This window comes from Acinetobacter sp. SM1B (assembly GCF_003289665.1).
In the GTDB taxonomy this organism is placed as follows: Bacteria; Pseudomonadota; Gammaproteobacteria; order Pseudomonadales; family Moraxellaceae; genus Acinetobacter; species Acinetobacter schindleri.
The window spans coordinates 1,456,172-1,469,155 of record NZ_QMBM01000001.1 but is presented as its reverse complement, the minus strand read 5'-3'; the positions used below and the strand labels follow the sequence as shown (position 1 = coordinate 1,469,155).

At 43.5% G+C, this 12,984-nt stretch carries 13 protein-coding genes; 3 read left to right on the top strand and 10 right to left on the bottom strand.

Annotated elements, in window-relative coordinates; genetic code table 11:
* Positions 1–18 precede the first annotated feature (18 nt).
* From C8322_RS07030 to C8322_RS07000, 7 genes are all read right to left on the bottom strand, one after another.
* Positions 19–372, bottom strand: a complete 354-nt coding sequence (locus C8322_RS07030) for a hypothetical protein (protein ID WP_228127674.1) — start codon at positions 370–372, stop codon at positions 19–21.
* A 116-nt stretch (positions 373–488) separates the two neighbouring features.
* Entirely contained in the window at positions 489–1,625 is a 1,137-nt protein-coding gene (rodA, locus tag C8322_RS07025; RefSeq protein ID WP_004893075.1) for a rod shape-determining protein RodA, read from the bottom strand.
* A 101-nt stretch (positions 1,626–1,726) separates the two neighbouring features.
* Entirely contained in the window at positions 1,727–2,440 is a 714-nt protein-coding gene (gene ispD / locus C8322_RS07020; protein ID WP_004893072.1) for a 2-C-methyl-D-erythritol 4-phosphate cytidylyltransferase, read from the bottom strand.
* On the bottom strand, positions 2,409–2,795 hold the full coding sequence (locus C8322_RS07015; RefSeq protein ID WP_004815804.1) for a septum formation initiator family protein: 387 nt from the start codon (positions 2,793–2,795) through the stop codon (positions 2,409–2,411). The genes ispD and C8322_RS07015 overlap by 32 nt, the downstream gene beginning before the upstream one ends.
* 13 nt (positions 2,796–2,808) lie before the next feature.
* Complete coding sequence (gene eno / locus C8322_RS07010) at positions 2,809–4,098, bottom strand: phosphopyruvate hydratase (RefSeq protein ID WP_004893069.1); 1,290 nt, start codon at positions 4,096–4,098, stop codon at positions 2,809–2,811.
* Between the two features lie 64 nt (positions 4,099–4,162).
* A complete protein-coding gene (gene kdsA / locus C8322_RS07005) occupies positions 4,163–5,020 on the bottom strand; it encodes a 3-deoxy-8-phosphooctulonate synthase (RefSeq protein WP_004893050.1) in 858 nt (285 codons plus the stop codon).
* A 30-nt stretch (positions 5,021–5,050) separates the two neighbouring features.
* The gene (locus tag C8322_RS07000; RefSeq protein ID WP_004893048.1) at positions 5,051–6,691 is read right to left on the bottom strand and encodes a CTP synthase; all 1,641 of its coding nucleotides are present in this window, start codon (positions 6,689–6,691) and stop codon (positions 5,051–5,053) included.
* A 227-nt stretch (positions 6,692–6,918) separates the two neighbouring features.
* On the opposite strand from C8322_RS07000, the gene C8322_RS06995 reads away from it, so the two are divergent.
* A complete protein-coding gene (locus tag C8322_RS06995; RefSeq protein WP_008304156.1) occupies positions 6,919–7,353 on the top strand; it encodes a hypothetical protein in 435 nt (144 codons plus the stop codon).
* Positions 7,354–7,377: 24 nt separating this feature from the next.
* On the opposite strand, the gene C8322_RS06990 is transcribed toward C8322_RS06995, so the two are convergent.
* The 3 genes from C8322_RS06990 to C8322_RS06980 form a co-directional block, all read right to left on the bottom strand.
* On the bottom strand, positions 7,378–8,526 hold the full coding sequence (locus C8322_RS06990) for a YheT family hydrolase (protein WP_008304155.1): 1,149 nt from the start codon (positions 8,524–8,526) through the stop codon (positions 7,378–7,380).
* Positions 8,527–8,600: 74 nt separating this feature from the next.
* On the bottom strand, positions 8,601–9,005 hold the full coding sequence (locus tag C8322_RS06985) for a nuclear transport factor 2 family protein (RefSeq protein WP_004815792.1): 405 nt from the start codon (positions 9,003–9,005) through the stop codon (positions 8,601–8,603).
* A gap of 276 nt (positions 9,006–9,281) precedes the next feature.
* On the bottom strand, positions 9,282–11,306 hold the full coding sequence (locus C8322_RS06980; protein WP_004815791.1) for an NADPH-dependent 2,4-dienoyl-CoA reductase: 2,025 nt from the start codon (positions 11,304–11,306) through the stop codon (positions 9,282–9,284).
* 167 nt (positions 11,307–11,473) lie between these two features.
* Here C8322_RS06980 and C8322_RS06975 point away from each other — a divergent pair, with 167 nt between their 5' ends.
* Both C8322_RS06975 and C8322_RS06970 read left to right on the top strand, forming a co-directional pair.
* Positions 11,474–12,025 carry a PadR family transcriptional regulator gene (locus C8322_RS06975; protein WP_004893032.1) on the top strand — a complete coding sequence of 184 codons (552 nt, stop codon included), beginning with the start codon at positions 11,474–11,476 and terminating at the stop codon, positions 12,023–12,025.
* Positions 12,026–12,049: 24 nt separating this feature from the next.
* Complete coding sequence (locus C8322_RS06970) at positions 12,050–12,979, top strand: alpha/beta fold hydrolase (protein ID WP_004893031.1); 930 nt, start codon at positions 12,050–12,052, stop codon at positions 12,977–12,979.
* Positions 12,980–12,984: the final 5 nt, after the last annotated feature.

Genomic DNA, 12,984 nt, shown 5'->3' with positions numbered 1-12,984 from the left:
ATAGGTAGAATTCACCTCCTACCGTTTTAGGCACTCCATTTCATAAGTAATACCCAAATCAATGAAGGACTGATTAAAGCTTGTATCCAATGAACGAATAAATTGCAGTTCATCCTTAGCTCCAGCCAGATGCAGATTTTGTTCGGAAAACTGCTTAAGCTGTTTTAGATCTCTAGAATATTCACATGCTTTAGCAATCATAATTGTTGGATGCTCGCGACGATCCACCGACACATTGAGTGCAGCCTGTTTTAACTCTAATGCATCATAATGCTGCTTAACTTGAGATTTAAATTCCGCTGAACTCAATGGCTTTGCCGATACAGTTGCTGACAATCCCATAAGTCCAATCACCAACATTAATTTCTTCATCTCGACCCCAATATTGTAAATATAGTTATTTATCTAAGTTATTGAATATTTATAACATAAAATCTCAAGCAATAAAAAAGCCAGAATAAATCTGGCTTTTTCTTTTCTTCTATTATTTAGCGATGGGTATGGATTGACATCACAATACCCATACCGGCGAGCAAAGAAATCACAGCGGTTCCGCCATAACTCATCAGTGGTAATGGATCGCCTGTCACTGGAAGGATACCACTCACCATGCCTGAGTTCAGGAATACGAAAAAGAAAAAGGTTAGACCTGTAGCACCCGCATATAGACGGCCAAAGTTATGAAAGCTGTTCATTCCGATCATCAAGCAACGAATAATAATAGCGGTAAACAGACTAAATAATAAAAATACACCGATAAAACCAAATTCTTCGGCATAAGTCGACATAATAAAGTCAGTATGATGCTCTGGCAGATAACCCAGATGTGACTGTGTCCCTTGCGAATAACCTTTGCCAGTCATTCCTCCAGAACCAATGGCGATTTTAGACTGGATAATATTCCAGCCTGCACCGAGTGCATCTGATTCAGGATCAAATAGCGTCAGGACACGTTTTTTCTGATATTCCTGTAACAGGAACATCCACATTAATGGTGCGACCACAGCTAATGCTGCCATTGCACCGCCAATCAAGCGCCAGGACATACCACTCAGAAATAAAACAAAGATCCCCGGAATCACCAGCCCGATATTCAAGTCAGGCTGCAATGCCACAAGCACAAATGGAATACCCAACAAAATTAAGGCACCGATGATATGCATAAACTTGGGTGGAAATGGCTTACGCGCGAAGTACCAGGCCATCATCAGTGGCATGGCAAATTTCATCACTTCACTCGGCTGCATACTTCCCACGCCCGGCAAAGTAATCCAGCGTGTTGCTCCAAGTCGTCTTTCACCAATCACAAAGACCAGCAATAGCATAAAAATCCCGAAGGCATAAAAATACGGGCTTGCGGCTTGATACACTTTTGGCGGAACCTGCGCACAGATAAACATCACCACAAAACCGACACCAAAACTGATCGCCTGACGGATCACCATGCCTGAGTTTTCAGAGGTCGCACTATAAACTACCATCAACCCCAAGGCAGCATTCAGTAAAAGGAAGCATAGCAACCACGGGTCCAGATGTAGCTTGGTCCATCTTGAGGAATCGTGTTTTATACTCAATCCATCACGTGCGGATTGTCGTAAAAAACGATACTGCTGTGAAGGTATCATTGTGACAAAAGGTTCAAAACTAACAATGGCGAAATTATAAGTGAAAGCAGCGGAGAATTGATCGCCAGTGCTCTATTTATTATGTATTTCTTCAAATAAATTTAGGCTTGTGCTGCCAGAATCAGACGAGCCAGTTCCAGGTCATCCGGATAGGTAATTTTGAGATTATCAGATCGCCCCTGAACTACACGTACGGTTTCACCTACATGCTCAAGTGCACTAGCTTCATCGGTAATATTGGCACCATCTTGTAATGCCTGTTCAATGGCATGTTTTAACCGGCCTAGTTTGGCCATTTGTGGTGTTTGAGCCTGCCAGAGAGTCGAACGGTCTACTGTAGTTTCGATATCCTGACCTTGTACGACGCGCTTTAAGGTATCGCGGACTGGAATTGCCAAAATAGCAGCTTGATCAGTTTCAGTCGCCGTATTGACCAGATCAATCAATGCATTTTGACTGACACATGGACGTGCCGCATCATGTACCAATACCCAATCTTCTTCTGAAGTGATTTCAGTTAGGTAAGCTAAGGCATTGAGGACAGAATTGACCCGCTCTGTACCGCCGGCACAAAAATGGGCTTTATCCTGATTGGAAAATGGCAAGGTTATAGCAACATTATCCTGACTACCGATCGCCAGCACATAACCGGTCAGTGGAAGTTGATTCAGACGTGCAACCGTATGTTCAAGAACAGTACGCTTCTGAATCATTTGATATTGCTTTAGTTCTGTTTTAGAGAATCTGCTACCCGAACCTGCAGCTGGAATGATAGCCCATAATTTATGGTGTGCTTGAATTTTCAGCTGACTCATTGGTACGCAGGTCTACTTTAGAATTTTGATCGAGATAAATCGGTTTATATTGAGTACTGATGGTACTCATCTGCACAAAAGTTTCATGCGGCTTAATTAAGCCCAGATCCAGACGTGCATGTTCTTCAATGGCTTGATCACCATTTTTCAGATCATAAACTTCAGCTGCCAGCACACGGTTGCGCTCTTTCAGCTCTTCATTCAGTTCTACTTGTTGTTGTATTTTCTGTGTCAGTGCCTGATGGTCTTGATAACCACCCTCACCAAACCAGTATAAATATTGAAACCCTGCGATCACAAGGATCGCAAGGCCCAACAGTACTTTACTCATCAAAGAGTCGAATACATTTAACATCAACGATAATCGCTTAGTTCAAACCTTTGAATTCAGCTTTACCGCGATATGCAGCATTAGTCAATTCTTCGATACGAAGTAATTGATTATATTTCGCTACACGGTCAGAACGGCAAAGTGAACCAGTCTTGATTTGACCTGCTGCTGTACCTACTGCAAGATCCGCAATAGTTGAATCTTCAGTTTCACCTGAACGGTGAGAAATTACAGTAGAGTAACCGTTTGCTTTTGCAAGGTAGATTGCATCTAAAGTTTCAGTCAAAGTACCGATCTGGTTGTACTTGATTAGAATAGAGTTACCTACTTTCTCATTGATACCACGTTGCAGAATCTTAGGATTCGTAACGAACAGGTCATCACCAACCAGCTGGATCTTGTCACCCAGAATCGAAGTCAGGTAAGACCAGCCTTCCCAGTCAGATTCATCCAGACCATCTTCAATCGAGATAATCGGGTACTGATTTACCAGACCTGCAAGGTAGTCAGAGAACTGGTTGCTTGTGAATGCTTTATTACCTTCACCTGCAAGAATGTACTGACCATCTTTGTAGAATTCTGAAGACGCACAGTCAAGCGCAAGCATGATGTCAGAACCCGCTTTGTAGCCAGTTTTTTCAATTGCTTCAAGAATAACAGTGATCGCTTCTTCGTTTGAACGTAAGTTCGGAGCAAAACCACCTTCATCACCAACAGCAGTATTTAAACCCTGTTTTTTAAGTACTGATTTAAGTGAATGAAAGATTTCAGCGCCAGCGCGAAGTGCTTCAGAGAATGAAGTGAAACCTACAGGCTCAATCATGAACTCTTGAATGTCAACGTTGTTGTCCGCATGTGAACCACCATTCAGGATGTTCATCATTGGAACAGGCATTGTCAGAATGCTGTTGTTACGAAGGTCTGCGATGTATTGGAAAAGTGGGATTTTCTTTTCTTCAGCCGCAGCACGTGCAGCAGCAAGCGAAACTGCCAGAGTTGCGTTTGCACCTAGTTTTTCTTTGTTTTCAGTACCATCTAAAGCGATCATCGTGTTATCGATGTCTTTTTGTTCAAATACTGATTTACCAACCAAAGCTTCACGGATCAAAGTGTTTACGTTGTTAACCGCAGTTTTAACACCTTTACCCAGGTAACGTGCCTTGTCGCCATCACGAAGTTCTAAAGCTTCACGAGAACCAGTTGAAGCACCAGATGGTGCACATGCACGGCCAACTACGCCAGATGCTAAGATAACGTCTGCTTCGATGGTTGGATTACCACGAGAGTCCAAAATTTCACGTGCACGAATGTCAACGATTTGACTCATGAACTATTCCTCAGTTGATTAATAAAAATGATGCGTCAAAAAAGACGCATCAATGTGTATTGAATTAATGTGTATCTAGCTTTGCGAAACCTTTGACCAAGGTATCTAATTCTTTCAGCTGCGCCAGGAAAGGCTCAAGCTGTGACAGGCGCAATGCGCAAGGACCATCACACTTGGCTTTTTCCGGATCCGGATGTGCTTCCAGGAACAGGCCTGCAAGACCTGTTGCCATACCCGCGCGCGCCAGTGTCGTGATCTGGGCACGACGACCACCAGCAGAGTCAGCACGACCGCCTGGCGTTTGAAGCGCATGGGTAACGTCAAAGAACACCGGTACATTCATTTCCTTCATGATGTCGAAGCCCAGCATGTCTACAACCAGATTGTTATAGCCAAATGCCGAACCACGTTCACAAAGAATCAGTTTGTCATTTCCTGCTTCCAGACACTTGTGCAGAATGTGGCGCATTTCATGTGGAGCAAGGAACTGGGCTTTCTTGATGTTGATAATAGCATCAGTTTTTGCCATTGCTTCAACCAGGTCAGTCTGACGACTTAAGAAAGCTGGCAACTGAATAATGTCGGCAACCTCTGCCACAGGAGCCGCTTGATACGGCTCATGTACATCGGTAATGATCGGCACATTAAAGTGTTTTTTAATGTCCACTAACCACTCAATTCCTTTTTCGAGCCCAGGCCCACGGAAAGAGTTCAAACTTGAACGGTTGGCTTTATCAAAACTTGCCTTGAATACGTATGGGATTCCCAAACGTTTACAGATATCTACATAAGTTTCTGCAATTTCAAAAGCCAGGTCTTTGGACTCGAGTACGTTCATCCCGCCGAATAGTACAAATGGCAAATGATTTGCCATTTGTATATCGCCTAAACGTACAATCTCTTGTGGTTTTAACTGCGACATTTAAACTTCCTAGTTGTGTCCTGACACCAATTATTGTGCTTTTTGATGCTGTTTTTTTGCAGCGTCGATGAAGCCAGCAAATAATGGATGACCATCACGTGGTGAACTTGTAAATTCCGGGTGGAATTGTACCGCAATAAACCAAGGATGTTCAGGAATTTCAACAGTTTCTACTAAATGTTGTACTGGTGAATAACCAGAAATCTTCATGCCTTTCTCTTCCAGCACTGGGATATAACGGTTGTTCATTTCGTAACGGTGACGGTGACGCTCGATGATTTCATCAGAACCGTACACAGCAGCAGTCTTGGTCCCTGGTACCAGTTCAGACTTCTGTGCACCTAGACGCATGGTACCGCCAAGGTCAGAATCTACAGAACGCTGTTGCACTTCACCACGCTCATCTAACCATTCAGTGATCAGACCAATCAATGGAGATTTGGTTGAACGGTTGAATTCAGTCGAGGTTGCATCAGCAATACCAGCCACGTTACGTGCATATTCAATTACCGCAAGCTGCATACCCAAGCAGATACCCAGGAATGGTACGCCATTTTCACGGGCGTATTTGATTGCCTGCATCTTGCCTTCAGTACCACGTTCACCGAAACCACCTGGAACCAAGATCGAGTCAGCATCTTTCAGTACTTCGCTTACATCCTGACTTTCAAGCTCTTCAGCATTCACATAGTCGATCTGAACTTTAACGCGATTTTGAATCCCTGCATGTAAAAGTGCCTCATTCACAGATTTATATGCATCTGGAAGTTCAACGTATTTACCGACCATTGCAACACGCACTGTGTATTCAGGATTCAGTAAAGCTTCTACAACGTTATCCCAATCTGTTAAGTCAGCTTCAGGAAGGTCGTTATAACCAAAACGTTCACAGATTAAATCGTCAACATTTTGTTCGTAGAATGTACGTGGGATCTGATAAATCGTACGCGCATCTTTACATACGACAACTGCACGTGCTTCAACGTTAGTGAACAGTGCAATTTTACGCGTAGTATCTGCATCAACATCGTGTTCAGTACGACAGATCAGAATGTCTGGCTGAATACCAATCGACAGAAGTTCTTTAACAGAGTGCTGTGTTGGTTTGGTTTTTAATTCTGCTGCAGACTTAATGTATGGGAGTAACGTTAAGTGCATAAGCATCGTGCGCTTGTGACCAAGTTCAACCATTAACTGACGTACAGATTCCATGAATGGGAGAGATTCAATGTCACCTACTGTACCGCCGATCTCAACGATCGCAACGTCATAACCTTCACCGGCGCGAAGTACACGTTCTTTAATATTATCAGTAATATGTGGAATAACTTGCACAGTACCACCCAGGTAGTCACCACGGCGTTCTTTATTCAGAACATCCTGGTAAACACGACCTGATGTGAAGTTATTCAGTTTGGTCATTTTCGCACGACGTAAGAAACGTTCGTAGTAACCCAAGTCTAAGTCTGTTTCAGCACCGTCTTCTGTAACAAAAACTTCACCATGTTGGAATGGGCTCATGGTCCCCGGATCGACATTAATGTATGGATCCATTTTTACCATGGTCACTTTTAAACCACGGGCTTCTAAAAGTGCAGCAACAGAAGCAGCTGAAATACCTTTACCTAGTGATGATACAACACCACCAGTAACGAAAATAAAATGGGTCATTGGGTTTCTCGTACAATCGAGCCTAAATAGGCCTGCAATGTTGCGCAATTTTACTTTACCTTGCACCTAGAAAGCAAAGTCAATCCGCATCAATTCAAAGAACAATAAACAATTGACTATTCTAGCAGCATTTCCGATAAAAAATTAGAGTAAGTTCAGATCATTTCTATCTGCTAATTTACTGCTATAATATTGTAATCCCCTCTACATTTACCTATGAAGTAATGATGAATAAGAAACTTTTAATCTGTGGCGCGCTTGCAACCGGACTTTTACTTACTGCATGTGTAAAGAAAGAAGCTCCAAAGGAAGAGGAACAGACTGAAGTTGCTGCAGCATCGGAAGCAACCCCAGTAGAACAGCCGAATTTCGAAACACTGGAACCAGCAGAACAAGATCAGCCTTTAATTGAAGAAATTCCTGAAACAGTTGAAGTGATTCGTGAAGAAACGCCGAATACCACAACTGAAATTCGTCGTGAAACTCGACCTGCTCAAAGTACTCCTGCTACAGCACCGGCAGCATCACAACCTGCTCAAGCACCAAACACCCAGGATTCTGAGACTGAATACAAGCCTAAAACCAATTCAGGTGCAGAACAGTCAGAGGATGATGCTGTGGCAGAAGCCATTGCAGCTGCTACGCCAGCACTTGAAAACTGATTATTTTTCAGTTAAAAACCCAGCTTATGCTGGGTTTTTTAATGCTACGTATTCAGGTTCTGCTTCTTCTATTTCTGCCGCGGCCATAGAAAGCTGCTTCAGATACTGTGCCATAAGACGAGTAGCCCATGATTCAGTTCTGGTGAAGCCCTGATAAAAACCGCAATGACTGCCCCTTTTCGTAGTAACTACAATAATATTCGGCATGGCACGAATACGGTCTTTATATGGATGCAGATTGTTAATATGACAGACTGGGTCGTCTTCTGCATTCAGAATCATCAATGGGATTTTGACATTTTCAAAGACATAAATTGGGTTCGTGGCCTTGGTATAGGTTTCATAGTCTTCATAGCCAGCCAACTGAAAATACAGCTTCTCAAAATCGGCCAGATTTTGAACGGAAAGAATCTGCTCCCAGGAAGGTATATTTTTCCAGGTGTCCTGATAAGGATGAATAAATTTTTTCAGTAATTTTTTAGCCATAACCTTGCTATAAAATGGATGCACATAAGCAAAACCACTTTCAGTGTTATAGCCCGGACACAGTGCAAAAGCTGCTTTGAGTGGGGTTTGCTCACCCTCTTCCCCCAGATAGCGCACCAACAAACCTGTTCCAGCGGAAGAACCTACACCATATAGTTCGGATTGCGGGAATTTATCCTGAATATAAAGTAACTGTTCACGTAAATCTTGAGTGGAGCCAAACAGGTTCATTTTCGGAACAGGCATCGGTAAATTGGCATGACCACGGCGTAAACATAATGCCACTCGCCAACCCGTGTGCAGATGCAGATCTCTGACCAGCTCACCCATTGATTCTGGTGAACCGGTAATGGTATGTAGTAAAACAATCGTTGGCGTATCTACTGGCAGGTCGAGTCCATACCAGGCAATACCAGTGATTCCGCCATCAGACATGTTCAGCTGCTCAATTGCATCATATTTTAGTTTGATAGTTTTCTTTTTGATCAAGTCAAAATACAGAATATGGGCATGCGCATTGCATAGCCACGGTGTAGGACGGTATTTTTGCTTTAATTGTGGTAAATGATCAATCAGGTTCTGAAATACGCCATTTGGGTTGTAATATAAAGTAGGCGTGTCCGCACCAATCACACGGTCCAAATATTCACCTGAAAGCTGAACTACTTTTTTTATCAACATTTTCATTTGTCTTTCCATCCAGTTGTCCTTCAGTGACTTACAAATTTCATGCCGGGTTATATGATGGCTCCTGAATCAGACTAGTTTTGGAAGGCCATCATCCGCTGTCCCATTTGTGCAGCAAGCGCTTCAAGACCTGACTTCGGCCGAATCATCACTTCGAAGTCGATAATTTTTCCTTCATCATTGAACTGAATCATATCGATACCCTTTAATTTCTTATCCCCCACATTGGCAGAAAACTCAAGTACAACATGGTTACCGTCTTCTGAATAGAAAGTACGGTGATAAGTAAAGTTCTCGAATACCTGAATCACATTAGTCAGAATAAAAAAGACTACAGGCTTACCTGAGTATGGATTAAATGCCACTGGTGAACGAAATACCACTTCATCTGCCAGCAGTTCATTCAGAATATTCATGTCACGGCTTTCCAACATTTCGTGCCAGAATACGAGTGAAGTTTTGGTGGTTTGTAGAGTCATTTTTGGGTCCTTTTTTGTTATTCGTATTTTTTAATTTAGAGCTCCTCCCTGAGCAAGTTTTAAAGCAGTGCTTTAAAATGAAGCGCAAGAAAGGGAGGTTGGAAGGGATTTTTCATATTTTCAATCCCCTTAAATCCCCCTTTTTCAAAGGGGGACTTCCTTAAGCATTTTATTTAAAAGTAGTTCCCTCTCCTTTAAGGAGAGGGTCAGGGAGAGGTAAAGAATTCAATTACCCTCTCCTAAATCCTCTCCCAGAGGGAGAGGACTTGAAAGCTATTAAATCACCGCTGCCAATTCAGCACCTTGACGAATCGCGCGCTTGGCATCCAGTTCACCGGCTTCTTTAGCTCCCCCGATCAGATGCACGCTCTTGCCTGACTGTTTCAGCTCATCAAACATGGCAGTATAAGATTCCTGACCTGCACAGATGATGACATTATCTACTTCAAGCAACGTTGGCTGACCGTTGACTGTAATATGCAAGCCCTGATCATCCACTTTTTCATAGCTGACACCAGGGATCATTTTTACGTGGCGGTGTTTCAGACCTGTACGATGAATCCATCCGGTTGTTTTACCCAGGTCTGCGCCCACGGATTTTGCTTTACGCTGCATCAAGTAAATTTCACGACTTGGCTGCTCTACACTTGGCTGTTTTAAACCACCGACATTGTCATAATCGGTATCGATTCCCCATTCATCATAGAATTTCTGCGGATTGACGCTGCCACTTTCACCTTCATGGCTTAAATATTCCGCGGTATCAAAACCAATACCGCCTGCACCAATAATGGCAACATGCTGACCCACAGGCTTACGCTCTTTTAGCACATCCAGATAAGACAGCACTTTTGGATGATCAATGCCTGGAATATCCAGTTGACGTGGATTCACCCCAGTCGCTACGACGATTTCATCAAATTCTGAAGACAGCAGCTGCTCAAAAGTCGCTGTATGATTCAGTTTGAGCTGAATACGGGGTTGCAATTCGATCTGGCGTTTAAAGTAACGAATGGTTTCGTAGAATTCTTCTTTGCCCGGAACAGTTTTGGCAATATTAAACTGACCGCCAATCTGATTGGATGCCTCGAAAACAGTGACATGATGACCACGACCTGCAGCATAAATCGCGAAACTTAAACCAGCTGGACCCGCACCAATTACTGCAATATTTTTTGGTGTAGACACTTCTTTGAAAATTAGTTCAGTTTCATAGCAGGCGCGCGGATTGACCAGACAGGTCGCAATTTTCATCGAGAAAATATGATCCAAACAGGCCTGGTTACAGCCAATACAAGTATTGATTTCATCACTACGGCCCTGCTCGGCTTTCACGACAAATTCGGCATCCGCCAGCATCGGCCGCGCCATGGAAACCATATCCGCATGACCGGCAGCCAGGACATATTCTGCCATTTCTGGAGTATTGATACGATTTGAGGTAATTAAAGGAACTTTGACTGAACCTTTTAGCTTTTCAGTTACCCAGGTAAAAGCTGCACGTGGCACTTTGGTCGCAATGGTTGGAATACGCGCTTCATGCCAGCCAATCCCTGTATTGATAATTGTTGCACCTGCTTTTTCGATTTCCTGTGCCAGCTGAATCACTTCTTCCAGCGTTGAACCACCTTCAACCAGATCCAGCATCGACAGACGATAGATGATAATAAAGTTCTCACCTACGCTTTCACGGGTCCGGCGCACAATTTCAATCGGGAAGCGGATGCGGTTTTCATAACTGCCACCCCACTCGTCATCACGATGGTTGGTACGTGCGGCAATAAATTCATTGATCAGATAGCCTTCCGATCCCATGATTTCCACACCGTCATAACCGGCATATTGGGCTAAGCGTGCACAGTTGGCAAAATCATCAATAGTCTGCTGGACTTCACTCGAAGTTAGGGCATGTGGTTTGACCGGATTGATTGGCGCCTGAATCGCAGACGGCGCGACATTTTCAGCCTGATAGGAATAACGTCCGGTATGCAAAATCTGCATGGCGATCTTGCCGCCAGCTTCATGCACTGCTTGAGTAATTACCTTGTGCTTCTCAGCTTCTTCTATCGTATCGAGCTTAGAGCCACCTTGGAAAGTCACACCGTGATCATTTGGCGAAATGCCACCAGTCACAATCAGGGCCACACCCCCTTTGGCACGTTCAGCATAGAATGCCGCCATACGATCATAACCACCTGGGGCTTCCTCCAACCCGACGTGCATAGAACCCATCAAAACCCGGTTTTTTAATGTGGTAAAGCCCAGATCTAATGGGGCAAGTAAATGCGGATACTTTGACATTTCGACTCCTTAGCGTGCCTGTCAGCTGGCTATTTTTATATCGGCTGATGTGAAATTCCCCTCAGTCATCAGCTTTTATGCAACTTGTTGCATTAATTTATAGTTCAGAATTGATTTTTATGCAACATGTTGCATAATAATCTCGAGTCATTTTTCTTGAGACGTTTATGTCTTTATCGCATGTTCTATTGACCAGTTTACTGGAAAAACCAAGTACCGGTATTGAGTTAGGACGCCGTTTTGACCGTTCGATGGGCTTTTTCTGGAATGCCACCCATCAGCAGATCTATCGTGAACTGAATGCCATGTTACAAAAAGGCTGGATCTCTACCATAGAAGATGAAGATAGCGGTTCACGTAAAAAGACTTATCAGGTAGAACGTCCAGGACGTGAAGAACTGGCCAACTGGATGCTGGAACAAAGTCCACCGGCTCAACTGCGTGAAGAACTAATGGTACGCTTACGTGCTGAAGCCCAAATGGGCAGCAATACTATTTTGCCAGAATTGGAAAGGCATCTAGAGTTGCACCGGGAAAAACTGAATATTTACCGACAGATTTTTGCCAAAGATTTTGCAACAGCTGACGAAAATAACCGCACACTGTATATTCATAAAATGATTCTGCAACTGGGTATCGATCTGGAAGTAGGCTGGATTAGCTGGTTAGAAATCATGATTCCAAAATTAAAACAATTTAATAATGCAGCTGCTGGCTAGCATATAAAAATAAGGACTCAGTCGATGTCATATTACAAAATGCCCGATGGCGAAATGCTTTTTGTACGCGAATATGGACAGGGTCAGCCGGTACTGGTGTTGTCCGGCCTGGGGATGTTGAGCTGGCAATGGGCGGCTTTCCTCTATCCGCATCGGCATCAGTTCAGATTTATTATTCCGGAGTGGCGCGGTTTTGGTGCTTCCAGTGATTGCAAGATTCCAGATATGGATGCGATTTCCAGTCACTGGCTGGATGTGCAGTCGGTAATCCAGCAATTACATCTTGATAAGGTGATGGTGATTGCATATTCCATGGGTGCTACTACGGCCATGCATGGTATGCACTATGCTGATTTCGCCGAGCATATCACTGCTTATCTGCATATTGACCAGACCCCAAAAATCCCGGTAGATGACAGTTGGGGCTATGGCCTGTTTGGTGAACATCATCCGGTATTTATTTCTATTCTGACCCAGATTTCAGAATTACTGGCACCACATCAGAATGTAAAATACATTAAAGATTTGGACAGTAACACTCGCCATCAGATTGCCAAACTTTGGCTGCAGTTTATTGGCTTGCAAAATAACAATAAATACAGCCTGAAAGCCTTTGAATGGATTATGAATCAGCCACGCCTGCAAAGTCTGCTATTACCATCAAACCGGGTCGACTATATGGCCTGGTATATCAATAATTATCTTTACCATCGAGAGGATTACCGTGCGGCGATTCAAAAACTAAAATGCCCGGTGACTTTCCTTAGCGGCTCACAATCCAAACTTTATCCAGTTGAAGGTCAAACCCTGATTACCCAAAGCATTCCACATGCCAAACAGGTACGTTTTGAAAAATCCGGGCATACTCCACTTTTGACTGAACCGGTAAAATTTAGCAAGGAAATCGCGGCATTCTTAAAAGCCAGTGCTAAGCACAGCAATCACGCAGCTTAGAGGAA

What these genes read in the sequence shown, in the direction of transcription:
- ispD (WP_004893072.1), bottom strand. Translation starts at nt 2,440, where the DNA reads ATGAGTCAGCTGAAAATTCAAGCACACCATAAATTATGGGCTATCATT.
- C8322_RS06995 (WP_008304156.1), top strand. Translation starts at nt 6,919, where the DNA reads ATGAATAAGAAACTTTTAATCTGTGGCGCGCTTGCAACCGGACTTTTA.
- C8322_RS06990 (WP_008304155.1), bottom strand. Translation starts at nt 8,526, where the DNA reads ATGAAAATGTTGATAAAAAAAGTAGTTCAGCTTTCAGGTGAATATTTG.
- C8322_RS06970 (WP_004893031.1), top strand. Translation starts at nt 12,050, where the DNA reads ATGTCATATTACAAAATGCCCGATGGCGAAATGCTTTTTGTACGCGAA.
- C8322_RS07000 (WP_004893048.1), bottom strand. Translation starts at nt 6,691, where the DNA reads ATGACCCATTTTATTTTCGTTACTGGTGGTGTTGTATCATCACTAGGT.
- C8322_RS06985 (WP_004815792.1), bottom strand. Translation starts at nt 9,005, where the DNA reads ATGACTCTACAAACCACCAAAACTTCACTCGTATTCTGGCACGAAATG.
- eno (WP_004893069.1), bottom strand. Translation starts at nt 4,098, where the DNA reads ATGAGTCAAATCGTTGACATTCGTGCACGTGAAATTTTGGACTCTCGT.
- C8322_RS07030 (WP_228127674.1), bottom strand. Translation starts at nt 372, where the DNA reads ATGAAGAAATTAATGTTGGTGATTGGACTTATGGGATTGTCAGCAACT.
- rodA (WP_004893075.1), bottom strand. Translation starts at nt 1,625, where the DNA reads ATGATACCTTCACAGCAGTATCGTTTTTTACGACAATCCGCACGTGAT.
- kdsA (WP_004893050.1), bottom strand. Translation starts at nt 5,020, where the DNA reads ATGTCGCAGTTAAAACCACAAGAGATTGTACGTTTAGGCGATATACAA.
- C8322_RS06980 (WP_004815791.1), bottom strand. Translation starts at nt 11,306, where the DNA reads ATGTCAAAGTATCCGCATTTACTTGCCCCATTAGATCTGGGCTTTACC.
- C8322_RS07015 (WP_004815804.1), bottom strand. Translation starts at nt 2,795, where the DNA reads ATGTTAAATGTATTCGACTCTTTGATGAGTAAAGTACTGTTGGGCCTT.
- C8322_RS06975 (WP_004893032.1), top strand. Translation starts at nt 11,474, where the DNA reads ATGTCTTTATCGCATGTTCTATTGACCAGTTTACTGGAAAAACCAAGT.